General features: G+C 40.0%; 22 protein-coding genes. 4 read left to right on the top strand and 18 right to left on the bottom strand.

Translation table 11 applies throughout. From position 1 onward, the window contains the following. Positions 1–30: 30 nt before the first annotated feature. The 5 genes from I6J02_RS01550 to I6J02_RS01530 form a co-directional block, all read right to left on the bottom strand. Positions 31–888: an ROK family protein gene (locus I6J02_RS01550; RefSeq protein WP_201680096.1), complete on the bottom strand. Its 858-nt coding sequence runs from the start codon at positions 886–888 to the stop codon at positions 31–33. Next, the gene (aroC, locus tag I6J02_RS01545; protein WP_201680095.1) at positions 875–1,981 is read right to left on the bottom strand and encodes a chorismate synthase; all 1,107 of its coding nucleotides are present in this window, start codon (positions 1,979–1,981) and stop codon (positions 875–877) included. Before aroC ends, I6J02_RS01550 begins: the two co-directional genes overlap by 14 nt. A gap of 75 nt (positions 1,982–2,056) precedes the next feature. Further along, complete coding sequence (aroA, locus tag I6J02_RS01540) at positions 2,057–3,307, bottom strand: 3-phosphoshikimate 1-carboxyvinyltransferase (RefSeq protein ID WP_201680094.1); 1,251 nt, start codon at positions 3,305–3,307, stop codon at positions 2,057–2,059. Continuing rightward, positions 3,307–4,413 (bottom strand): chorismate mutase, encoded by a 1,107-nt coding sequence (locus I6J02_RS01535; protein WP_201680093.1) that lies wholly within the window; start codon positions 4,411–4,413, stop codon positions 3,307–3,309. Before I6J02_RS01535 ends, aroA begins: the two co-directional genes overlap by 1 nt. Before the next feature lie 33 nt (positions 4,414–4,446). Further along, positions 4,447–5,271, bottom strand: a complete 825-nt coding sequence (locus I6J02_RS01530; protein WP_201680092.1) for a prephenate dehydratase — start codon at positions 5,269–5,271, stop codon at positions 4,447–4,449. Positions 5,272–5,851: 580 nt separating this feature from the next. Here I6J02_RS01530 and I6J02_RS01525 point away from each other — a divergent pair. From I6J02_RS01525 to I6J02_RS01510, 4 genes are read left to right on the top strand one after another with little or no spacing between them, the layout of a single operon-like run. After that, the gene (locus I6J02_RS01525) at positions 5,852–6,337 is read left to right on the top strand and encodes a thermonuclease family protein (protein WP_201680091.1); all 486 of its coding nucleotides are present in this window, start codon (positions 5,852–5,854) and stop codon (positions 6,335–6,337) included. Between the two features lie 6 nt (positions 6,338–6,343). After that, positions 6,344–7,207: an EamA family transporter gene (locus tag I6J02_RS01520; RefSeq protein ID WP_201680090.1), complete on the top strand. Its 864-nt coding sequence runs from the start codon at positions 6,344–6,346 to the stop codon at positions 7,205–7,207. Next, positions 7,204–7,821, top strand: coding sequence for an IMPACT family protein (locus tag I6J02_RS01515; protein WP_201680089.1), 618 nt, complete (start codon positions 7,204–7,206; stop codon positions 7,819–7,821). The genes I6J02_RS01520 and I6J02_RS01515 overlap by 4 nt, the downstream gene beginning before the upstream one ends. Beyond that, complete coding sequence (locus I6J02_RS01510; RefSeq protein ID WP_201680088.1) at positions 7,818–8,672, top strand: nucleoside phosphorylase; 855 nt, start codon at positions 7,818–7,820, stop codon at positions 8,670–8,672. Before I6J02_RS01515 ends, I6J02_RS01510 begins: the two co-directional genes overlap by 4 nt. 76 nt (positions 8,673–8,748) lie before the next feature. On the opposite strand, the gene rodA is transcribed toward I6J02_RS01510, so the two are convergent. The 13 genes from rodA to I6J02_RS01445 form a co-directional block, all read right to left on the bottom strand. Then, positions 8,749–10,017 (bottom strand): rod shape-determining protein RodA, encoded by a 1,269-nt coding sequence (rodA, locus tag I6J02_RS01505; protein WP_201680087.1) that lies wholly within the window; start codon positions 10,015–10,017, stop codon positions 8,749–8,751. Beyond that, positions 10,010–11,980, bottom strand: a complete 1,971-nt coding sequence (gene mrdA, locus I6J02_RS01500; protein ID WP_201680086.1) for a penicillin-binding protein 2 — start codon at positions 11,978–11,980, stop codon at positions 10,010–10,012. The genes rodA and mrdA overlap by 8 nt, the downstream gene beginning before the upstream one ends. Before the next feature lie 44 nt (positions 11,981–12,024). Next, entirely contained in the window at positions 12,025–12,549 is a 525-nt protein-coding gene (locus I6J02_RS01495) for a rod shape-determining protein MreD (protein ID WP_201680085.1), read from the bottom strand. Beyond that, a complete protein-coding gene (gene mreC / locus I6J02_RS01490) occupies positions 12,542–13,375 on the bottom strand; it encodes a rod shape-determining protein MreC (RefSeq protein WP_201680084.1) in 834 nt (277 codons plus the stop codon). The genes I6J02_RS01495 and mreC overlap by 8 nt, the downstream gene beginning before the upstream one ends. 85 nt (positions 13,376–13,460) lie before the next feature. Further along, a complete protein-coding gene (locus I6J02_RS01485; RefSeq protein WP_002993616.1) occupies positions 13,461–14,483 on the bottom strand; it encodes a rod shape-determining protein in 1,023 nt (340 codons plus the stop codon). 336 nt (positions 14,484–14,819) lie between these two features. After that, positions 14,820–16,982, bottom strand: a complete 2,163-nt coding sequence (locus I6J02_RS01480) for a S9 family peptidase (protein WP_201680083.1) — start codon at positions 16,980–16,982, stop codon at positions 14,820–14,822. Between the two features lie 19 nt (positions 16,983–17,001). After that, positions 17,002–18,423 (bottom strand): aminopeptidase P family protein, encoded by a 1,422-nt coding sequence (locus tag I6J02_RS01475; protein WP_236582247.1) that lies wholly within the window; start codon positions 18,421–18,423, stop codon positions 17,002–17,004. Between the two features lie 29 nt (positions 18,424–18,452). Then, the gene (locus tag I6J02_RS01470; protein WP_201680082.1) at positions 18,453–20,102 is read right to left on the bottom strand and encodes a M1 family metallopeptidase; all 1,650 of its coding nucleotides are present in this window, start codon (positions 20,100–20,102) and stop codon (positions 18,453–18,455) included. A gap of 55 nt (positions 20,103–20,157) precedes the next feature. Further along, a complete protein-coding gene (locus tag I6J02_RS01465) occupies positions 20,158–21,840 on the bottom strand; it encodes a DNA polymerase/3'-5' exonuclease PolX (protein ID WP_201680081.1) in 1,683 nt (560 codons plus the stop codon). 15 nt (positions 21,841–21,855) lie between these two features. Beyond that, a complete protein-coding gene (locus I6J02_RS01460) occupies positions 21,856–23,166 on the bottom strand; it encodes an NAD(P)/FAD-dependent oxidoreductase (protein WP_201680080.1) in 1,311 nt (436 codons plus the stop codon). 256 nt (positions 23,167–23,422) lie between these two features. Beyond that, complete coding sequence (locus I6J02_RS01455) at positions 23,423–23,752, bottom strand: 2Fe-2S iron-sulfur cluster-binding protein (protein WP_201680079.1); 330 nt, start codon at positions 23,750–23,752, stop codon at positions 23,423–23,425. A gap of 9 nt (positions 23,753–23,761) precedes the next feature. Beyond that, entirely contained in the window at positions 23,762–24,766 is a 1,005-nt protein-coding gene (locus I6J02_RS01450; RefSeq protein ID WP_201680078.1) for an NAD(P)/FAD-dependent oxidoreductase, read from the bottom strand. Further along, entirely contained in the window at positions 24,753–25,205 is a 453-nt protein-coding gene (locus tag I6J02_RS01445; RefSeq protein WP_201680077.1) for a MarR family winged helix-turn-helix transcriptional regulator, read from the bottom strand. The genes I6J02_RS01450 and I6J02_RS01445 overlap by 14 nt, the downstream gene beginning before the upstream one ends. Positions 25,206–25,348 lie beyond the last annotated feature (143 nt).

The raw sequence follows: 25,348 nt of genomic DNA, 5'->3' as shown, positions 1-25,348 counted from the left end.
GTCAGCAGGATACCTTAATTTTTTTTATAACTAAAAGATACTGGCAGCCCCGATAATGGCTGCTTTTTCATCCAGATTGCTTCTGCCAATGGTATAGGCGCCGAATTCTTCTGCCCGGTAAGGTGTTATAATGTCCAATGCCTTCGCAATATTTCCGCCTATTATATAATGTGTACAGTTGTATTTTTCACTGAAAAATTTCAAAAAGTCCAGTAGCTGCTGACTGTATTCCTGAATAAGAGTGGCAAACTCTGCTTCATCCTGATGTTGCTCCAGAATCTCTTTCAGACCCTCTGCTTTATTTCCTGTCAACTCTTCAAATCGTCTCGTAAACCAACGCGTTACCAGATGCTCTTCGAAAATAGAATCTCTGTATGCTGTATTCCAAAGGTCCGCATCAAATGCTTTGCTGCCTTTACTCCACACCGCACTTCCTAATCCTGTACCCAGTGTAATGCCCAGTATTTTTTCCTCCTTATCGAGCTTGGAAGCAAATATTTCACCCTGAAGAAATGCTGCAGCATCATTTATATATCTGATCTCGATAGAGGGGTTTTCCATGGCCTCACGGATACCTGCAGAAGTATCAAGCTGATATAAACTGTCATATTTGTCCTGATTGTGCATCAGGGAAATTCCTTTTTCATAATCGAAGGGGCCAGGCATGGCAATCCCAAGCTGTGTGATTTCTTCGGGAGATTTGGCTATTGTCTCTTTTAGATTGGAAGCCCAGCTTTGAAAAATCGATTTAGCATCCGATGAAGAATTGACACGATTGCGTGTTACACTTTCAAATAGAATGGACCAGTCAGCTGTATCGACGATAGCTGAGGTAATATGAGAGCCTCCGATATCGGAGGCTAAAATGTATCGGTTAGAAACGGGCATTCGAATAACTTTTTTGTCTTAATAAATGGTCTGTAATCACGAGTGCTGCCATAGCTTCTACTATAACTACTGCACGTGGTACTACACAAGGATCGTGTCTTCCTTTGCCTGAAATACTTACAGACTCTCCTTCGGTATTAACCGTTTCCTGATCTCTCATAATAGTAGCAACAGGTTTGAATGCAGTACGGAATGTAATGTCCATACCATTGGAGATTCCGCCCTGTATACCACCGGAAAAATTTGTAATCGTATGTACATGATCCAGGTCCTGATTTTCAGTCAGAAAAATGTCGTTATGTTCGGATCCTATCATTTGTGATCCTTCAAATCCGGATCCGTATTCAAATCCGTGTACTGCATTGATGCTCATCATAGCTTTGGCAAGATCAGCATGCAATTTGTCGAATACAGGCTCTCCTAATCCCGCAGGTACATTACGGATAACTGTTGAAATTTTTCCTCCTACAGTATCTCCGGCTTTACGTATGCCGTCAATAAATGATATCATTTCATTGGCTGTAGCCGGATCTACGCATCTTACAATATTATTTTCACGTTGTTCCAGTAGTGTAGACAGATCGCTGTGATCCAGGTTAGGAGCATCAATCTTTCCTACAGAAGACACGTGGGCAAATATTTCAATGCCAAGTTGTTTTAGAAATAATTTGGCAACAGCACCTGCAGCTACTCTTGCAGCAGTTTCTCGTGCTGATGAACGACCGCCTCCGCGATAATCACGATTACCGTATTTCATATGATACGTATAGTCGGCGTGAGAAGGTCTGAATTTATTCTGTATGTGAGAATAGTCTTTAGATCGCTGGTCTTCATTGGGAATGACCAGAGCAATTGGGGTACCGGTTGATTTTCCTTCAAATACACCTGAAAGAATTTTTGCAGTATCACTTTCTTTGCGTTGAGTTGTAATCTTGGATTGTCCGGGTTTTCTTTTATCCAATTCCGATTGGATGAAAGTTTCATCGATTTCGATATTTGACGGGCAACCGTCAATAATCACACCTATAGCTTCGCCGTGTGACTCCCCGAAAGTCGTAATCCTGAATACTTCTCCAAATGAATTTCCTGCCATAAAGTTTAATAATGTATTAGCAAAGCGTAAAGATATAGAATAAGACCATAATATTATGGTCTTATTCTATTTTATCTATGCCGTAATCGTAAAATTTTGATTTTTTAGGTGATCCCAGAATTCAGGATATGATTTTTCGACCACAATAGGATCTTCTATATGAATCTGATCAAATACAAGTGCCAGAGGAGCGAATGCCATGGCCATACGATGATCTTCATATGTCTTGATTGTTATGTGTTCAGGTTTGAAGACATTGGAAGTCTTCAGGTGGTAGATTCCATTATCTTCCACAAGCAACGCTCCGAATTTACCAATCTCATTCTGAAGAGCAGCAATACGGTCTGTTTCTTTGATTTTAAGTGTTTCCAGGCCGGTAAATGAAATGTCGCGTTTCAATGCTGCTGCACATACAATGACTGTCTGGGCCAGATCCGGACATTCTTTAAAGTCAAAAAGGGTTTGATCAGAATCAACTGCTGACTTGTGAAGATGGAGTCCGTCCTGTTCAAAAGAAGAGCGTACACTGAAGTGTGTCATTATATCTACTATTGCACTGTCTCCCTGTAAACTGTTTTGTTTCAATCCCGGCAGTACAATATGTCCGTTTTCGGATAACGCTACTATCGCATACCAATAGGAGGCCGCACTCCAGTCTGGTTCTATATATAAAGTTGCCTCTTTTGCTTGTTGAGGAGCTATCTCAATTGAATTTTCATTCCATGTATGAGATATGCCCGCTTCTTTGAGCATATCTAATGTCATAGATACATAAGGTCGTGAAGTCAACTCTCCTTCAATATGAAGCGTAAGACCTTTTTTCAGTGCTGATGCAATCAGCAACAGCGAGGAAATATACTGACTGCTTATGTTTCCTTTTATGGAAACTTCTTTTTTATTCTGGAACATTCCTCCTTCGATTTTCAAAGGAGGATATCCTGCTTTCTTCTCATAATGTATATCTGCACCTAATGTTTTTAGTGCATCAACGAGAATACCAATAGGACGCTGTTGCATCCGCTCGGTACCTGTAAGGGTAAAATTACCTTTTACTAAGTTGAGGTAGGATGTCAAAAAACGCATTGCTGTACCAGCAGGTCCGATGTTAATGGTTGTGGTGTCGGATTGTGGTTCAGCAGCGGTCTTTAAAGCACGTTGCATAATCACGGTATCATCTGCATTCGAAAGATTTTCAATACGGACGTTGCCTTTACTCAGTGCCTGGATAATGAGGGCACGGTTGCTCTCAGATTTAGAACCTGTGAGCTGTACCGTACCTTTTATTGTTTTGCCTGGATGGCTTAATGCAATGCCTGAATGCTCCATTACGCCTCCGTAGCTGGTGTATTGTTCATTACTTCATTTTGTCTGCGGATAGACTCGTTGTGTAACAGTTCCAGGAATTTTACTGTAAAATCCTGATCTAAGTTTAATGCATTGGCTAATTTCGCACGTTTTTGTACGATTTCATCCCATCGCGAAACCTGTAAGATGGTCACATTATTATCGCGTTTGTATTCGCCGATTTTCTCTGCAATTTTCATACGGTCTCCGATTTGCTGGATTATTTTGTCATCCAGTCTGTCGATTTCAGCACGTAACTCTGAAAGTTTATCTTCGAAAGCAGGATTGTCGGATTCCGGACGACGTAAAGATAAGTGGCCTACTAATTCAGCCAAAGCTGCAGGAGTAAGTTGTTGTTTGGCATCCGTCCACGCTACTGAAGGATCGATATGCGATTCAATAATTAATCCCTGCATATCCATATCCATCGCTTTTTGTGCAATGTACGGGATCAGTTCACGATTTCCGCAAATATGACTTGGGTCATTGATAACCGGAAGATCAGGAATTAAGGTTTTCAGCTGAATAGCCAGATCCCACATCGGTTCATTTCTGAAAGCTGTCTTCTCGTATGAAGAGAATCCTCTGTGAATAGCAGCCAGTTTTTTAATACCTGCACGGTTGATACGCTCTAATGCACCTACCCATAAAGATAAATCCGGATTCACAGGATTCTTAACTAATACAGGCACATCCACACCTTGTAAGGCGTCTGCTATTTCCTGAACAGTGAACGGGTTTGCAGTAGAACGGGCACCAATCCAAAGGATATCTACTCCTGCAGCTAAAGCTTCTTCCACGTGCTTGGCCGTTGCTACTTCAGTCGCAGTCAACAGACCTGTTTCTTCTTTGGCTCTTTTTAACCATTCCAGACCAATACTTCCTATACCTTCGAATTCTCCCGGACGGGTACGAGGTTTCCAGATTCCGGCGCGCAATACGTTTACTTTACCGGTGTTTGCCAAAAGGTGAGCTGTTGAAACCAGTTGTTCTTCAGTCTCTGCACTACAAGGGCCTCCGATGATCAAAGGTCTGTCTCCTGTATCTAACCAGGATTTTAGCGGAAGGATGTCTAATGTGTGTTTCATTTTATTGTGTATTTTATATTTTCAGTTTATTAATTACAATTTCTCATTTTTAATGTATTCACCCATGATACTGAAGTTGACAGTATGCTTCAATACTTTGCGGATAGCTGCATCGTATTCGGATTGTTTTTTCCATTCTACATCTACATAAAAATCGTAGTCATTACGGCGTCCTACGACCGGCATAGATTGAATTTTGGTCAGATTGACATTTTGCTCTGCAAAACACTGAAGTACATTAGCCAGAGCGCCTACAGCATTGCCGGTTTGAAAAGATAATGATGCTTTGTTTGCATTTTTCTGTTCGACGACTTCATCTGCCAGAATCAGAAAACGTGTTGCATTCTTTTTGTTGGTTTCAATTCTGCGTTCAATAATTTCAAGACCATAAAGTTTGGCCGCCAGTTCTCCGGCAATCGCTGCTGTCGTGGTCAGTTTTTCATCCGCAATCTTCTTTGCTGCTGCTGCAGTGTCTGTGAACTCTTTCACCAGAAAATGCGGGTGATCTTCCAGAAAGGCATCACACTGACGGATTGCAATAGGATGCGATTCTACAATCTTGATATCTGCTAATTTTACACCCGGCAGTGCTAATAAATGCTGTTGAATGTGCAGATAGACTTCGCCTACAATATGAAAGCGATAATCACGCAACAGATTGTAATTTTGGAGAATACTTCCGGCAATTGAATTCTCGATGGCCATGACCACATAATCTGCTTTTTTCTGTTTGAGAATATCGCAGGTCTTTTTGAAAGAATCACATTCGACAATTTCTATATCATTGCCGAAATATTTGAAGGCTGCTTCTTCGTGAAAAGAGGCCTTTGCCCCCTGTATTGCAATTTTTAAGCTCATTTTTCTCGTTAACTTTCCAAAAAAAGAGGGTCCCGAATATTTCCGGGACCCTCTATATATCTGTATAACTTATATCTATATACTAGTCCCTGCTCTTATTGCTAAAATAAAAGAAACCAAAAAATAGATATGTGTTATTATGTTTCATTGTCTGTGTCTCGTGTTTGACATTTCAAATGTACGGCAAAAAAATAAAAATCCAAATAAAATTTAATATTTATTGTTTTTTTAATCTTTATAAGTGTGTTTTTATTCTGTTTTTTATGGTTAAAAAACATCTTATTTTATGTTTATTTTTATGTGAATTTTATATTAAAATTACATCTTTAATTTCACTTATTATTTGGTAAAATGTTTATATATAGCTTTTTATATTTTTAATGTGTTAATATTTATGACGTATTTTTCGCTTATTTTTTGATTTATTTTTAACGTATTTTTTAATAAAAATTTGTTATTTTTTTTGTATTATTTTTATTTTAAAATTTAGGTTTTTTTAATGATTATTTTATTTGAAATTATACTTTTCCTTTAATTATTTTGGTTTTGTTAATTTTGCAGCCTCCCTTTTATAATTTATATGAAGATACTTTTGAGGTGTTTACCTCTTTTTTTTATTGCTTTTACGTCTTTTGTACATTCATCCAAAAGATTAGAAATTGCGCCTGATCATAGTTATATCGTTCGTCGGGTTATCGATGGAGACACCTTTGTGATCGAGGATGGTTCTTCTAAAGGAACAAAAGTCAGGTTTATAGGTATAGATGCTCCTGAATCCCGAAATACTGGGCGAAAGCTGATTGGCTATTTCGGTGCAGAATCCAAAAAATATTTAACAGAACGTTTAAAGAATAGGCATGTTAGTCTTACTTTTGATGTTGCAAAGCGGGATCGGTATGGCCGATTGCTGGCTTATGTATATATCGATAGTGTATTGTTAAATGCAGAACTGGTAGAAAAGGGTTATGCGGTAACGATGACAGTTCCTCCAAATGTGAAATATGCAGCTTATTTCAGAGAACTGGAGGGGAAAGCCCGATTGCACAAAGCCGGACTCTGGAAATAGAAGAATATGATATTTGTTTTTTTAAGTGTTATCTGCAGTGTATTGGTCGCCATTTGTATCAAATGGGCAAAAAGCAGAGGTATCAATCATTTACAGTTAGTGTTGTGGAATTATCCTGTAGCGCTGTTGATGACCTGGATATTTTTAAATCCGGAGCCCGTAAGGTGGGATAACCCTGTTCTTCCCTGGAATCTGTATTTGCCCTTAGGTATTCTCTTGCCTACCTTATTTCTGATCATTGCGCTTTCTATAGAATACAGCGGGATTGTAAAGACAGAAGTTGCCCAGAGACTTTCCTTGTTTATTCCGTTGACCGCTGCTTTTCTGTTATTTGGAGAGCGTATTGAATCCGGTAAAATAATTGGACTTGCAGTAGGAGTTGTCGCTATAATCTGCTCGATAGGATGGAGTAAAGGCGGGCAGAAATCCGAAAAGCCGACTTCGTCTATTATATATCCGGCGATAGTATTTTTAGGAATGGGATGTATTGATGTACTTTTCAAACAAGTGGCGCAGCATAAAGAGATTCCCTACACGGCTTCTATGCTGATCATTTTTGCGCTGGCATTGGTCGTAGCATGTGGCTGTTTGTTTTATTTATTGTTTTGGAAAAAACAAAAGTTTGATATACAGTCTATGTTTGGCGGGCTGGTTCTGGGTGTTTTCAATTTCGGAAATATTATGTTTTATATGAAAGCACACCGTGCTATTCCGGAGAATCCATCTATTGTCTTTACGTCCATGAATATCGGTGTGATTGCTTTCGGTGCACTGGCTGGTATCTTTTTATTTAAAGAAAAATTGTCTATATTGAATAAAGCGGGACTTTGTCTGGCTGTAATTTCTGTCTTATTAATTGCTTATCTGTGAGTTTATTTGAAGATACTTATCGTACTATTGAATCGTCCTCCGAAGGGATTTTTCGGGACAAAGGAAGTAAATTTATTGCTTATGCCTATCCGTTCAGAGATGAAGCCGCATTGAAAACTATCATTCAGGAATTAAAAGATTTACACCCTAAAGCGAGACACCACTGCTGGGCTTATCGTCTGACACCTGATCGGGCTGTATTTCGGGTAAATGATGATGGTGAACCTTCAGGTACAGCAGGCCGGCCGATTCTCAACGTATTGCTTTCTCAGGATGTGACCAATGTCCTGATTGTAGTGGTGCGATATTTTGGAGGTACTCTGTTAGGAGTTCCGGGATTGATCAATGCCTACAAGACAGCCGCGCAGGAAGCTTTAGCCAGTTCGGTTATTGTGGAGCGCACCGTGAATGATGTGTATAGCGTGTCCTTTGAATATCTGCAGATGAATGATGTAATGCGGATCGTGAAAGAGGAAGACTTGACTATGTTGAAACAGGAATTTGATAATAGCTGTTATATGGAGCTCGAAATCAGAAAAATGCAGGTCAATACCGTTGTGCAAAAAATGAATACCATAGAAGGAGTACATCTTAATTACTTAAAAACAATATGATTCCAGCATCCGAACTCATTATAAATACAGATGGAAGTATTTACCATCTGAATATTCTGCCGGAAGATCTGGCAAACACGGTCATCACAGTAGGTGATCCGGACAGAGTCGCAGAAGTCTCTAAATATTTTGACCATATAGAACTTAAAAAGGGTAAACGTGAATTTATCACGCATACGGGTACAATTCGTGGCAAAAGAGTTTCTGTCATATCTACGGGTATTGGTACCGATAATATTGATATCGTACTGAATGAACTGGATGCATTGGTAAATATTGATTTTCAATCAAGAGAACCTAAATCTGATCTGATCAGTCTTAATATTATCCGTATAGGTACTTCAGGGGCTGTGCAGGCTGATTTGCCAATGGGTACAATACTTGCTTCTGAAATCGGAATTGGCTTTGACGCTTTAATGCAATATTATAAGAGGGAACTCTCCGTTCTGGAAGTTGATATTCAACAGGAAATCGGAAAACAGTTCCCGGCCTTACATTTTCAGCCTTATGTGGCACATGCCAGTGAAAAGTTGTTGAAACAGTTTGCTTCTGATCTTCCGAAAGGAATGACTGCCACTGCTCCGGGATTTTATGGACCACAGGGAAGAGCACTGAGGACACAGAATATTTATCCGGATTTTATAGATAAGATTAACCGCTTCAGGGTGGGAGACAGAAGGATTACGAATCTGGAGATGGAAACAGCCGGAATATATGCTATGGCTGCAGCTTTAGGACATCATGCTTTGTCCATAAATGCTATATTAGCCAGTCGTGTGAATGCAACATTCAGTCCGGAACCGCAAAAAATCGTGGAAGAGGCTATTCAATATATACTGGAAAGGATATAATACCTACAATCCAAATGTTTGAATTAACTTGCCTTTTCTTTCAATTGCAGAAGTTAGGGTAGGAGCTGTTTTTAAATTAAGCTACCCCTTTTCTGTTTGCATCAAACTTGAGCATAATAAACAAAAGTATGGTGAAACTCCACAGAGAGGACCCACCGTAACTGATAAAAGGTAAGGGAATCCCGATAACAGGAACTATACCTATCGTCATGCCGATGTTGATAAAGACGTGAAAGAATAGGATAGATGCTACCCCGTATGCATATATTCGTGCAAATGCTGATCGCTGCCGTTCGGCTATATTGACTATACGAACCAATAGGGTCATATAGACCGCTATGAGTAGGGTACTTCCTACAAATCCCCATTCTTCACCCACTGTACAGAAAATAAAATCTGTACTTTGTTCAGGTACAAAGTTATATTTAGTCTGTGTGCCCTGTAAATATCCTTTGCCCAGCAGCTGACCTGATCCTATAGCGATCATGGATTGATTGAGATTGTATCCCTGACCCTTCGGATCGTCCATCTTACCCAGGATAATATCAATACGGTTACGCTGATGCGGTTGCAATATATGCTCGTATGCAAAATCCACACACAATATATATGCTGTTGAGACGGCAAAGAGTATAGAAATATTGATGAGGTACTTTCGTCTTTTTCTAAGACTGAAGGCAAAAAATCCGCAGATAATCAGTAAAGAGCCTATCAGTATCCATTGGTTTACCAGAAGTGCAAGTACAAACAGCAATATACACATACCAATAAACAATAGGAAGCCGGTGTTGACATATCCTTCACGGTAGAATACAAATATCAGAGAAAAGAACGCTAATGCTGATCCTGTATCCGGCTGTAGCATAACCAGCATAACCGGGAATAATACAATTCCTGCACCTATAGCCAGAGTTTTCATTGTCGGAGCTTTGTTGCTCTGACTACTGAGATAATAGGCAAGTAAAAGGCAGGTTGCCAGTTTACCAAATTCAGAAGGCTGCAGCCTGAAACTTCCAAGTGGTATCCAGGCCTGGTTACCACCCACATTCCGGCCCACAACTAATACGGCTATAAGCAGGAGGGTAACGACTATATAGATAACCGGAGCGGAAGAACTGAAAAACTTGGCATCAATAATTAAAATACTGATTCCGATAATGATAGCGGAAAAAATATAAATAGACTGTTTGCCATAGTTTGTCTGCAGGTTGAACAATTCCGGATGTTCCGGATCAAAGACGGCTGCATGAATATTAAACCAGCCAATAAGGCACAACGTTAGCCACAATAAGATTGTTAACCAATCGATTCTCCCGAAGAAGGATTTTTGCTTAACATTATTCATATCTTCTTTTGATTTGGCTATGGTGAACTAATACTGATTTTCTATCGTCTCTTATTGCTGCAGTCTGCTGCACTGTTTTTGCTTTTGTTTTTGTGCTGTCCTTTTTCACATCCTCTTTCTTCGGTTTCGGAATTTCCTTCTTCGGCATAAAACTCGCATTATAGATACGATCCTGAATATACTTTGGCATAGTGATGGTGTCCTTAACATATTTTTCGACCATCATACTGGCTATAGGTCCAGCCCATACTCCTCCGTAACCGGCATTTTCTACAAATACAGCAATTGCTATTTTTGGATTTTCACGTGGGGCAAACGCAAAGAATACAGCATGGTTTTCACCGTGTGGATTCTGGGCAGTTCCTGTTTTTCCACACATTTCTATTCCATTAATTCTGTTGGAATACGCTGTACCTCCCGGAGAGTTCACGGCCTGACTTAAGCCTTCTATCACCATCTGATAATATTTCGCATCTACTCCGGCAGAAATTTTTTCTGTAAATTCTTCTTTCAGGATTTTTTTGTCTCCTATCCCTTTGATCAGGTGAGGACGGTAATAGAAACCTCTGTTGGCAACAATGGCCATGATATTTGCCATCTGCAAAGGTGTAATACCCATTTCACCTTGTCCGATCGATAAAGAAATGTTAAATGAAGATCTCCATTTGTCATTACCATAACGTTTTGTATAAAAATCTGAAGTAGGTAGCAGACCTGGTTTTTCGCCGGGTAAATCGATTCCTAATTTATGACCTATACCAAATTTCATAGTAGCCTCTCTCCACAGATCGTATGCCTTTGGTCCGGAAAGTCCTCTTGAATCTATCATTCGGGCATACGTATACCCGTAATAGGTATTGCAGGACCGTTGTATAGATTTGACCAGACTGGTTGGTCCATCTACGTGCGTACAACGCATAAATCCGCGCCCTCCTCCGTAGCTGTATCCTCCGGGACAATTAAATACAGTATGCGTATCTATCATGCCGGCTTGCTGTGCTGTCAAAGCTGAAACCACCTTGAATACAGATCCCGGCGGATAGGAAGCCTGAATAGGCCGGTTAAACATGGGTTTGGTCGGATCATTCAGCAATTTCATATAATTATTGCCTCTTTGTCTCCCTACCATCAGGTTGGGGTCGTAACTCGGACTGCTTACATAGGCCAGTATTTCTCCTGTGGAAGGTTCGATTGCAACAATGGATCCCAGTTTATTCTTCATTAATTTTTCACCCAGAATCTGCAGTTCTTTATCCAGTGAAGAGATTAATCCATCCCCGGCTACAGCAAGCGTATCATACTTGCCTTCCATAAAAACTCCTTTTGGTCTGTTGAGGGCATCAACCATAAGATTTTTGACACCTCTTTTACCGCGTAACAGATCTTCATATGCCCGTTCAACACCACTGGCGCCAATATAATCGCCTGGTCTGTAAAAACCATTTGATTTTTCGATGTCCCGATCTCTTACTTCCTCAATATATCCCAGGAACTGTGCAGCCAGACTGTCCGGATAACTGCGGACAGTACGATTCTGTACATAGAATCCTCTGAATTTATATAAATGTTCCTGAAGACGTGCATAGGTGGTCGCCGAAAGTTGCTTTTCAAATTGAGAGGCTCTGAACGGAGAATGCGCGCGAGCTTTGGCCATCCGGCTGTCAAAGCCGGCTTTATCGATGTCTATTAATGAACAGAGTAAAGCGGTGTCTATATCTTTTACTTCTTTTGGGGTGACCAGTAGATCGTAGACAGGTTCGTTTTGTACCATTACCTTGCCGTTACGGTCTAAGATGACCCCGCGCGCAGGATATACAATGACTTTCCTCAAGACATTGTTGTTTGCAGACAGAAGATAAGTGTCGTCAATGATTTGAAGATAAAAAAGTCGAGCAATCAGTATAATGGCAACGGCAATAAATATCCCTTGAATGACGTATTTACGAGCAAAAAAACTGTTCATAAACCGGAGGTTTCCTTCGTTATTAGAAAAATGTACAGAATCGATTATGCATTATAACGGGTCTTCTTTCTAAAGAATAATAGCCCGGATAATAGGATGATAATCAGTGTAAAGATACAACTTAATCCGATACTTAAGAGTGTATATTGAAATTGGTAGAATGAAAATACTTCTAATATATACAATACCGTATGGTGGACTAAAATGCCAAAAAATGTATAGGAAAGGAACCATTTAAATCCCATTTCTCCTAATGAGGGGGTGAGGTAGGATTCTTTCATATCCACCTCCAGCGTGATGTTATGAAAAAAGATCCTGTACCAGGCTAATGCCACACATGCAGCAGCATGTACGCCCAGTGAATCATAAAATACGTCTACTGTCAGTCCGGTAAGAAAAGCCAGTACGTATAATAATAAATTAGGAAGGCCGATAGGTAAAAGAAAGATAATAAGAATATAAGGGAAGGGGCTGGCGAGATTGTAATAACCAATATTCTTGAACAGAAAAACCTGTAAAAGAATAAGGATTACAAATCGTAAAAAATTAAGTAAAACCGTTCTACCCATTGTCGTTATTCGTTTCTTCTAAAAGTCTTTTTTCTTCGGCCATTTTATCTTTAAGAATATACACGTGCTGAAGATTTGAAAAATTGGTGGAAAGCAGTAGCCGCAGATCCAGAAAACTTTCACCGGAGGTAATGCCTGTCTCTACTATTTGGCCGACCTGTATTCCTTTTGGAAAAATTGAAAAACCGGAAGTGTATACTTTTTCTCCTTTGGCGACCTTGACATGATTAGGAATATCACGCACCATCGCATACCGTGAATCTCTGTTACTGCCCCACATTAACGAACCAAATACTTCTGATTTGCCCAGTGTGACGGAGATACGTGTATCGGGATGCAATAGAGACTGTACTGTACAGAAGTCTTTTGAGACATTCAATACTATACCAACAACTCCATTAGAAGTTATTACGCCCATATCTTTTTCTACCCCGTCTTTCGAACCTTTATCCAGCGTAAGATAATTGCTTTTCTGATGAATACTGTTATTTGCAACATTGGCAACAATAAACTGATAACGTCCTTCTTCTATGCTGTCTACCAGGCGAACGCTGTCTGAGCTATCTTTGACAATATAGCGTTGGAGCTGGTTGTGAAGCATTGCATTTTCCTGAACGAGCTGATCATTGGCATCAGCGAGCGCCAGATAGCTTTTCCAGGAGTTTACCTTAGCATACATATTGCCGATCACGACATTAGAAGAATTAAAGGCTGAAGCACGTTGGAAAGTGTTGTTTTTGACAACAAGGAGTACAGAAAAGACAAAAAACAGGATAAACCAAAAAAAGGCGTTATATCTGATTAAGAATAACCAAAGGTTTCTCATGTTATTGCTGGTGTTTTTTAACAACTACGCGATATAGCAGGGTATACCTATCTATATCGCGTAACTGGAATTGATATTCAAAGAATTACTGCATTAAAAACTTGAATTTACCAATATTTTTCAATGCTGTGCCTGTACCACGTACAACCGCACGAAGAGGATCTTCTGCTACGTGAACAGGAAGTTTTGTTTTGGCCTGAATACGTTTATCCAAACCTCTTAGTAATGCACCACCTCCGGTCAGGTAGATACCAGTCTGATAGATATCTGCTGATAATTCGGGTGGAGTTATTTCTAATGCTTTCAGGATTGCTTCTTCAATCTTCGAAATAGATTTATCCAGACAATGCGCAATCTCCGTATAGGAAACAGTGATTTGTTTAGGAATACCGGTCATCAGGTCACGTCCCTGTACAGCAAAATCTTCAGGTGGCTCCTGTAATTCAGGAAGAGCAGCACCAACTTCAATTTTGATTTTCTCTGCCGTACGGTCACCGATCATGATATTGTGTTGTCTTCTGATGTATTGTACAATATCAGAATCAAAATTATCTCCGGCAACACGGATAGACTGATCACAAACGATACCTGATAATGCGATGACCGCAATCTCTGTCGTACCACCACCGATATCGATGATCATATTACCGACAGGTTCTTCTACATCGATACCGATACCAACGGCTGCTGCCATAGGTTCGTGAATCAGGTATACTTCTTTTGCTCCTGCAATTTCTGCAGAATCCCTTACAGCACGCTTCTCGACTTCTGTAATTCCGGAAGGGATACAAACGACCATTCTAAGAGAAGGGAAAAACCAACTTTTTCCGTTGTTTACTAATTTTACCATTCCTCTGATCAGATGTTCAGCGGCTGTAAAATCAGCGATAACACCATCACGAAGAGGTCGTACGGTTTTTATATTATCATGAGTCTTACCTTCCATCTGCATTGCCTGACGACCAATAGCAATTACTTTATTGGTAGTGCGGTCAAATGCAACGATAGAGGGTTCGTCTACTACTACTTTGTCATTATGGATAATCAGGGTATTAGCTGTACCCAAATCGATCGCAACTTCTTGCGTAAACCAGTTAAATAACCCCATTTAGTGAATTTTAAACGATTTTTTATTAATATGCAAAACTACTGAAAAATTATCAATCTCTGTGTACAATGAAAAAAAATTATTTGGTTCAAAATGAACCGAAAAGAATCTTTTGTTAGGTATTAAATCGTTAACGGAAAAGAGATGATTATCGTATAATTTTACTGCTTTTTTTGTTGTTAAAATTTAAAAAGATCCCTGTTTTTTAATGTTAGTTGTTAAGTAAACTAATCGTTTACAAATAATCCTTATTAGGATTATTTGTGTTGTCCCAGATGTTGACTTTTTAAATCACTTATAAATTAAAGAGAGCTGCAATTTGCAGCTCTCTTTAATTTATTTTGCTCCCGGAGGGCAATACGTTTTAAGAAATTTGGTGAACAAAGTTGATAAATGCCGCGTTGTTCCTGCTCCTTCATTGATGGAATGGCTGCGGTTTGGGTAGGACATCAGTTGAAATTGTTTGTTATATTTTACCATTTCGTTGGTATATACCTCTGTATTCTGGTAGTGCACATTATCATCTCCTGTTCCGTGTATGAGTAATAAGTTGCCTTTTAGATTTTTGACATAAGATACAGGAGATCCTTTTATAAAGTCTTCTTTATTTTCCTGTGGCAACCCCATGTAGCGTTCCTGATAGATATTGTCATAAAACAACTGGTTTGTTACGGGAGCAATGGATATTCCGGTTTTATAGATATCCGGATATTGTCCCAGGAGGTTGAGTGTGGAAGATCCGCCTCCGCTCCATCCCCATACGGCTATACGCTCCGGATCTACAAATTTCCATTTTAATATCTCTTTTGCACCCATGGCCTGATCACGAATATTGAGACGGCCGATATTTCTGTAGATAGATTTACGCCATACTCTGCCTTTTGGAGCCGGTGCACCACGGTTTTCCAATGAAATATAGATGTATCCGTCATCCGACATATTACCTGTATACAATGGATTGTATCCGGTGTAAGTATCATCTGTTACTGTTTGCGCTGCAGGTTCTCCATAAACATAGAATACAACCGGATATTTTTTATTCGGATCGAAGTTTTTTGGTTTTACCATCCACCCGTCTAATTCAATGCTATCCTGTGTTTTAATTTTGATAAATTCCACATGTGTGGCAATTCCTTCTTTAACAGACTTTGGTTTTACAATTTCTTTATGTTCCGGAAGGCTTACTATAGATCCTGTGGAACTAAACGTCGTGCTCTTGCTGTTGAAAATGGCCAGTTTGCCATTGGAAGAAATCGTATAGGTGTTTGTTCCTTTATATGTCGCCGGAGTTACGCGACTGGCCTGCCCGCCATTCAGGCTGATTTTGTACAAAAACTTTTGAGTTGCATTTGCCGGAGAAGCAGAGAAATAAATAAGATTAGCTTTCTGATCAATATTATCTAGTTGTATAACATCATAGTTTTCTTTTGTAATCAGCGATTCTTTACCCTGAAGGTCGATTTTATAAATTTGTCTCCATCCGTTTTTTTCGGAGAGCCAGATAAATTCCTCGCCATTGTTGATCCAGTCCCAACCGCTTGGGTCTCCGTTATTCCAGCGGGCTTTAATATCTATCCATGCTTCGTCAGTTTCCTGGTGAATGGTTTTGGAAGTCGCATTTACAGCATCGCACACGATAATTCTGCTTACATTTTGTTTGCGGTTAAGCTGTTGGAGTATTATAGATTTGGAATCCAGTACCCATTCCATTCGGGGAATATAGTGCTGGATGTCATCTCCTTCAATACCGGCTTTTTTGGTACTTCCATCTGATATATTATAAAACCAAATTGTACAGGAAGAAGGGTTCATACCTACTTTCGGATATTCTACCGGAATAGTGAACGAATACAGGCTGTCTGTATTGTTGATCATCAGGAAGTTGCGTGTTTCTTTTGCGTCTAATTTCCAATAGGCGATTTTTGTTCCGTCGGGTGACCACCGAAATCCGTCCTGACATCCGAACTCTTCTTCATAAGCCCAGTCAAATGTACCGTTGATAATGCGGTCTGTGCCGTCTTTGGTTATAGCGATGTATGTATTGGTAGAAAGATCTTCTATGTAAATATTATGCTTGGATACATAAGCGACTTTTTTGCCGTTAGGTGAAAATTTTGCAAACATCAGAGAGGAGGCAGGCAATCCTTTGCCCAGTTGAATAAGTTTCTTGCTCTTTTTGTCAAATATCCAGTAGTCTCCTCTCGTATTATCCCGCCATACACGTTGCGTATTGGCAAACAGTAAAAGGCTATTGCCATCAGGAGATACCTGAAAACTCTGGACTTCTAACGCTTCGGTCGAATCTTTTGGGATAAGGTCCTGTGTAGTCAGAAAGGCTTTATTCTGATCCGGGTGAAGAAGATCTACCATATCAATTCCCTTGGAAGAGAATGAATAATAGGCATTGCCATCTGCCGTCCATTGCATTTTTTGAGCAAAACTATTATGGAGTAAAAAGATGCAAAATATGGATAAAAAGTATTTGGTGAGTTTTATCATAAAATAAAAAATTATGCTGCTAATTGTTTGATCTGTAGTTTTCAATTTCCTCTGCGGTTTTAATGAGTTCCGGACCTAATAAGCGATGACCGTCTGCTGTGATCAGGAAATCGTCTTCTATACGGATTCCACCGAAATTGCGATATTCATTTACTTTATCATAGTTGATAAATGTGCTGTTTTTATTTTCTGCCTGCCAGATATCAATGAGTTCAGGAATAAAATACAGACCAGGCTCAACGGTGACTACATGACCTGCTTTCAGCGGTTTACCCAGGCGAAGTGATTTAAGTCCGAAAGTACGGGTATCTTTTGGTTCGTCCGGAGTATACCCCACATATTGTTCTCCGAGATCTTCCATATCATGTACATCCAGTCCCATCATATGCCCGAGTCCACATTGAAAAAACAGCGTGTGGGCATGTGCTTGTACGGCTTCTTCAGCGTTACCTTTCATTAATCCAATGGATTTCAGTCCTTCAACAAGGGTAAGGGAGGCTTTAAGATGAATATCTTTGAAGTTTGTGTCCGGAGCGAGTGCATTTCTTGCATTCGTAAAAGACTGCAATACTATGTTGTAAATTTCTTTTTGTTTGGTGGTGAATCTCGAATCTGCAGGGAATGTGCGGGTAAGATCACCTGCATATCCCATCGCTGTCTCTGCACCGGAATCATTCAGAAAAAGATCTCCGCTTTTAAGTGTATGCTGACGATAATGATTGTGCAGTATTCCGCCATTGATAGTTACAATAGGTGGATAAGCCATTTCACAGCTCTGATCAGCAGCCAGATGTTGGATGGCATTGGCAATTTCAAATTCCCGTATACCCGGCCTGACAATTCGCATGGCGAGCAGGTGCATTTCAGTAGAAACGCGAATAGCTTCTTCTATTTCCTTAATTTCCTGATCTTCTTTGATCTCTCTTTGCTTTACAACAGCTGTTATAAAGGGTGCTGAAGGTTGTATAGCAGATACAGAAATACTGAATAGTTCTGTAAGTAAGATCTTGTTGGAAGGTTGATAAGGAGGTAGATAATGTACAGTACGATTCTTGTTTTCCTGCAGATAAGTAGCTAATGCGGAAAAAGGACGTGTCTCACTGATCCCGGAACGCAGACTTTTCTCTTTTAATGTCTCCTGTTTACCCATCCAGACGATATCATCGATACTTAATTCATCTCCGAATACAATTGTTTTATCTTCATCAATATCTATAATTGCAGCCAGACGGGGTTCTTGTATTCCGAAGTAATATAAAAAAGTACTGTCCTGCCGAAATCTGTAGGGGTTGTGTTCGAAATTTATCGGATTTTCAATATTCCCCAAAAACAGGAGAATACCATGGCCAATATTTTTCTTTAAGACATTTCTTCGTTCCTGATAGGTATGTGCTGCAAACATATAGTTGTTGTTTAATACGTTAAATTTAAGGTCTTTCACCTTTGTATACGGGATGATTTTATCATCCTTTACATTTTGACTTTGATATAATAATTAAAGGTATCGATATCAATATTTTGCTTTGTCAGTTCCGCAACAGGTATGGGTTTAAACTGCTGATCAAACGTGTATTGTTGTTTTACTTCTCCTTTTTTACCGATAGCTACCGGCATTTTGAAATCTTTGACTTCACTGATCCACCGGGCTGCGGGCAGACCTTTATTGTTCCAAACCACTTCCAGGGTCGGAATGCTGGTATGCTGTACATACTGCTCAAAAACTTTTGACAGATCTATACCCGATTCACGAGATACATAAGATGTGATATCCTGATAATCTACAGTTTTATGATAAAATTTTTTGTTTAATCCTCTGAGGATTGCACGCCATTTTTCATCATTATTTATCATGGAGCGGATCATATTATGTAATACTCCACCTTTAAGATACATATCACCCGATCCTTCTTTATTTACATCATACGGGCCTTGCATTGCTGTATCATTCAGGATACCCCTGCGATTGCCGTTTACATACTCCTGGCTGGCCTGTTTGCCATAATGATAGTCAATGTATAATGCTTCGGAATAGTTTGTGTAGCTCTCATGGATCCAGAGGTCAGCGACATCTTTGGCCGTTATATTATTTCCGAACCATTCGTGACCTGACTCGTGGATAATGATAAAATCCCATTTCATTCCCCATCCTGTGCCGGAGCTTTCTGTGCCCAGATAACCGTTTTTATATTTATTCCCGTAGGCAATGGCGCTCTGATGTTCCATGCCCAGATGGGATGTTTCGACAAGTTTGTATCCATCTTCATAAAAAGGATAGGGACCAAACCAGTGTTCCAGGGCTTCAAGCATGGGTTTGACATTTTCACCAAAGTGCTTTTCAGCTATTGTTTCATTTCCACGGAGGACATAATAATCAATATCCAGTTTACCGTTTTCACCCTGATAGGCATCCTGCAAATGTACATAATCACCTATATTCAATGCCACATTGTAGTTGTTGATTGGGTTAGAAACGCTCCAATGGTAAGTTGAATATCCGTCAGTGCCCTTTTCTACGCCTTTAAGTCTTCCATTTGAGACGTTCATTAAAGAGGAGGGAACTGCAACCGAGATCAGCATACTGTCTACCTCATCCGATAGGTGATCTTTATTGGGCCACCATGCACTGGCTCCCAGACCCTCACATGCAGTTGCTATCCACGGATTCCCGTTTTTATCCTTTTTCCAGTCGAATCCACCATCCCAGGGAGCACGTTTAGCCTCAACTGGATTGCCGGAATAATAAACCTCAAAGGAATCCTGATTTCCTTTTTTTATAGTTTGCGGAAATGATATAAAAACAGCATTATATTCTCTTCTGAAAGGTAAAGTCTTTCCCTGATACACAACTTTGTCAATAGTGAGGTTTTCAAAGAGGTCAAACTGTAGGTCTTTGAAGTCCGTCACTGCCTTGAACCGGAAGAGATTGCTGCCCGAAACAGATTTTTGCTCAGGATTGACTTTTATGTTAAGATGATAGAATTGCACATCATAACAGGTACGTAAGGGGGTAAGCTTTCCGCGTAAGGAATCAGCCCGGGTAAAACTGTTTTTAGGGTGTAAGAGTTGCGAATAAGAATGTAAGGAAAACAACAATAACAGCAAAAGAATAGGGTAGCGCATAACCGATCACAAATTGATCTATAAAAATAGCAAAAGAACCTGAAAAATAAAGCGCTTAAATTCCCCTTGAAATTTTTCTGTTTGTAAAGAATTCGCTGATTTCTGTGACCGAACGTGCATTAAGACAGTTTTCAGCAGATAGTCCTCCTTTACGTGCTACGTAGACACCATAGTGCATATCCAAAAGTCCTTCTGTACGGTGTGCATCCGGATTGATGGATAGCAATACACCTTTTTCGATAGCGTATCTGTGCCATCTCCAGTCCAAATCTAACCGCAGAGGGTTGGCATTAATCTCGATGACCACCTGATTTGCTGCACAGGCATCTATTATTTTTTTGAAATCCAAAGGATATCCCGAGCGGCTTAATAATAATCTTCCCGTAGGATGCCCCAGAATAGTGGTGTAAGGATTTTCGATTGCTTTTATTAATCTGTCTGTCGCTTTCTCTTCATCCATTTTGAGATTGGAATGTACGGAAGCTACTACAAAATCGAATTTAGCAAGTATCTCATTCGGATAATCGAGAGATCCGTCCGAAAGAATATCAGATTCAATACCTTTGAAAATACGGAATGGAGCCATTTTTTCATTCAACGCATCTACTTCTTTCCATTGTTGTTCCAGACGATCTATAGACAGACCGTTGGCATATACAGCCGTACGGGAGTGATCGCAGATACCAAAATATTCTAATCCCAGATCCTCCTTACAGTATCGCGCCATTTCAGCCAGGCTATGTACGCCGTCACTATATGTAGAGTGATTGTGAACGGTTCCTTTTAATTCTTCAAAAGTGATAAGCTGCGGAAGTGTGCTGTTTTTTGCTCTCTGGATTTCATCCAATCCTTCTCTAAGTTCGGGCTCGATATAGGCTAATCCCAGCAACTGATAGATCCCGGCTTCTGTAGAAGCTTTAGGAAGTGGCTGTTGTATCGCTTCTAATTGTTGGATATGGAGTTCTGAACCTGTGGTTATTAAAAGAGTTTGCGCAAAATTTTCGGAATCTGTATTTAAAAAACTAAAAAGGAAGCCATTGTTATCTTTTGCGTCTATCCGATCCGGATCTTGTTGCTGAATCTGCAGATCAGGAATCGTAGCTAATACTTTTTGCAGCTCTTCTGTTGAAGCGGACAGCAAAAAATCCACACGATCTAATATTTCAACTTTTCTTCTGAAAGCTCCGGTATACGAAAGCGCTGTGTGTTCGGGTAGGGCGAACCGTAATTTATTGAGAATTGCTTCTGCAGACGGCAATACTTTTGCGTATAAAAACCAGCCTTGATTGGCAATGGAAAATTCTATATTTTTCTTAATGTCTTCCTGTGTTTTGAGACCGAAGCCTTTTGCCTCTACCAGACGGTTTTCGTTGCAGGCATAATACAGTTCTCCTACAGATTCAATACCGAGTTCTTTCCATATGATCAGTATTTTTTTTGGTCCAAGACCTTTTATCTGAAGCATATCCAATAATCCGGGAGGCGTATTGGCGATCAGCTGATCCAGTTCTGTAAAGGATCCAGTCTGAATAATTTCCTGAATTTTTTCTGCCGTGCCTTTGCCGATTCCCTGTTGAGCACTGAGATCTTCAACAGTCGCTGTAGCTGCAGCAAAGGGCAATTTGTCAATTTTAAAAGATGCGGAGGCCATTGCTTTAGCCCTGAATGGGTTTTCATTATGAAGTTCCATAAGCTGACTTCCCAGCTTAAATAGCTTAGCAATGACCTTGTTATCCATATCTTAAATGTTGTTTTATTCTGTAAGTGCCGGTTTTTTTTCTTCTGGTTTCGGCCGCTCATATTTATTGATGATCAGTCGGATTCCACCATTCATAGTAAAGAATTTGATAGACCAGTTGACGAAAGTAACCAATTTATTTCTAAATCCGAAGATGGACATCAAGTGAACGAACATCCATACAAACCAGGCGAAGAATCCCTGAAACCGGATTTTACCCATATCTACGACAGCTCTGTTACGACCTATTGTAGCCATAGATCCTTTGTCAAAATAGCTGAAACTTTCAAGAGGCTGATCATTAAGCAGGTGCATGATCTGATGTGCTACGAATTTACCTTGTTGTTGTGCAACAGGAGCGACACCCGGTAATCCTCTTGGAAGATCTTCTGTAATCATAGCAGAGACATCTCCGATAGCAAATACATTTTCCAGACCTTCGACTCTGCAGGTTGCATCTGTTTTGATGCGATTGCCACGCTGGATAATATCTTTTTCCAGGCCTTCAGGGAATTGTCCCATGACACCTGCTCCCCAGATAACCGTTTTGGTATCAATACTCTCTCCATCGCTGAAAGAGATCGTATTTCCATTATAGCCTGTTACCTGCTTGTTTAACAATACTTTTACTCCTAATTCTTTCAGATATGTTTCTGCTTTTTCGGATGCCTGCGGAGATAATGCAGCGAGGATCTTATCCTGCCCCTCTATCAGGTAAACATTCATTTCCTGAGTAGATAACTCAGGGTAGTCTTTTCTAAGGATATTATTACGGATCTCTGCGATTGCTCCTGACAGTTCTACACCGGTAGGGCCACCACCGACAACGACGAAGTTGAGGTAAGGAGCACGCTGTGTAGCGGTCTCTCTCAGGACTGCTGCTTCCAGATTTTGAAGAACATAACTTCTGATGTTAAGCGCTTCGCGTATGCTTTTCATCGGAAGAGAATATTTGGCTACTTCCTGGTTTCCGAAGAAGTTTGTTGTAGCGCCTGTCGCAACAACCAGATAGTCGTAATCGAAATCTCCGACATCTGTTCTTACAATTTTAGTATCGGTATCGATATGTGATACTTCTGCTATTCGGAATTTAAAATTTTCCTGCGATTTGAACATCTTCCGTAACGGGAAGGAAATGGCATCGGCTGCAAGTGTTCCGGTGGCGACCTGATAAAGCAGGGGCTGGAACGTGTGATAGTTATTGCGATCCAGAAGTAATACTTCTACATCTTTGTTTTTGAGGTGTTTAGCAACTTCCACTCCACCAAAGCCACCACCTATGACGATAACTCTTGGAAAACTTCTCTCTGAACGACTGCTTAGCATATTAGTTGTTTTATCTTTATTCTATTAACTTTTGCAAGTTTTTGCAAATATCTTAAATTTTATTGCAGTAAACTAAATTATTTGCAACTAACCTTGTACACATGCGATAAAGAGATCTTTAAAGAAGGCAGATTAACAACGTGCGTTGATCGAAAAGACAGAAGCACTTTTTGCCTGTTTGTATATAAGTCTTTTTCAATCAAGGGTATTCTTAGTGTACAAAGTACACAAATTTAAGAATAATAATTAAAAAGGCTTATTGTAAGGTCCCTTTTATTTTTATTCGTAGCCCGTCATTTTCATTGCCTAGTCTGATCTGACAGGCAAGCCTGCTCTCATCATCCGCATCTGGTAAGGTATCCAGCATATCCAGTTCCTGATCCTGTGGTTCGGACAGGTTTTCAGCTCCATCCAATATCTGCACATGACAGGTCGCACACAATGCCATTCCTCCACAGGTGGCCAGAATCTCGTATTCTGAAGCCTTCAGGATCTCCATCAGGCTCAGATTTATATCTGTAGGAATCTCTACATCTTTTACTGTGCCTTCCCGGTCTTCTACATAAATGGTGATTAAATTATCCATGTGATTTGATTAAAATGCATTTACACCGTTTACCGTTGTATATTTAAATGAAAGTTTCTGATCCGGATATACATATTTAAAAGCACTCTGTGCCATTAATGCTGCTTCGTGATATCCGCAAAGAATAAGTTTTAATTTTCCCGGATAGGTATTGATGTCTCCGATAGCAAATATCCGTTCCACATTAGTAGAATAATCAAAGGTGTCTACAACTATTGCATTTTTATCTATATTAAGTCCCCAGTCTGCAATAGGCCCTAACTTAGGACTTAATCCATACAGTGGAATAAAGTGTTCGGTATGGACAACTATGGCTTCTTTTTGCTTATTTTGTAAATGCACTTCCTGAAGAGTGCCGTTTCCCTGTAAGGCCACCAGATTATGAGAAAGCAACAGATCAATTTTTCCTTCATTGGCCAGTTTGTATACTTTCTCTGCTGAGTCCGGAGCTCCGCGGAAACTGTCACTGCGGTGTACCAGCGTAATGCTTTTTGCAACATCGGCCAGGAAAATTGTCCAATCCAGTGCCGAATCACCTCCGCCGGCTATCAGGATATTTTTATCTCTGAAACGTTCCGGATCACGGACCATATAATGTACGGAGTTGTGTTCAAAAGTATCCAGATTCTGAATTTCAGGCTTACGGGGTTCAAAACAGCCCAATCCTCCGGCAATCACGACTACCTGACAATGGATAACTGTTCCCTCAGAACCAATTACATAATAAGAACCATCTTCCTGTTTATTCAATCCTTCTACACGTTCTCCTAAAGTGAAGGTAGGGTGGAAGGGCGCTATCTGCTCCATCTGATTATTGATCAGCTCCTGTGCATTTATAGCAGGATAACCGGGAATATCGTAGATCGGTTTGTGCGGATAGATCTCTGAAAGCTGACCGCCTACCTGTGGGAGGACATCTATCAAATGGCATCTCATTTTTAATAAGCCTGCTTCAAATACTGCAAATAGTCCTACCGGACCAGCTCCGATTATACAAATATCAGTTGTTATCATAGCTATCTATGTTTAAGTTATCGTGTATTTTGTTAAGTATTCGGGTGAAATGTTTGAAATCCTCATCTGTCAGATTATCCCAGGCCTTGGTACGGATCTGTGTGATGTGAGGAGTTAATGATTGTACTTTACTGCTGCCCAGGTCCGTCAGTTTTAGATAAAGAGAGCGTCTGTCGGTAGGATGATTGTGACGTTCGGCCAATCCTTTCTTGATCAGCAAATCCACAATACGGGTCAGTGTAGGCTGATCTTTACCGCATTTTTCAGCCAGTTCCTTTTGTAACAAATCCGGATGTTCAAAGAGTGTCTTTATGATTGTCCATTGATCCACTGTAATATCGAATCCCTTTTCCGTAAAAGAGGATTGTGCGTATTGCTTTACCTTTTTCGCAGTCCGGTCCAGGATAAATGAATATTCGTTGAATTTTTCGTTTTGCATAACAATATTTAGTACAACAAATATATGAAAGAATACATTAAGTTAAAACCATTTTTGTTAGTCCATTGTCAATATTGATTATAAAAAAAGAGGGCTTTCATCATTGATGAAAGCCCTCTGTATGGTACTAAGTTATGTGCTTG

Origin of the sequence: Sphingobacterium spiritivorum (assembly GCF_016725325.1) — a bacterium.
In the GTDB taxonomy this organism is placed as follows: Bacteria; Bacteroidota; Bacteroidia; order Sphingobacteriales; family Sphingobacteriaceae; genus Sphingobacterium.
This window is presented reverse-complemented; position numbering and strand designations above follow the sequence as displayed.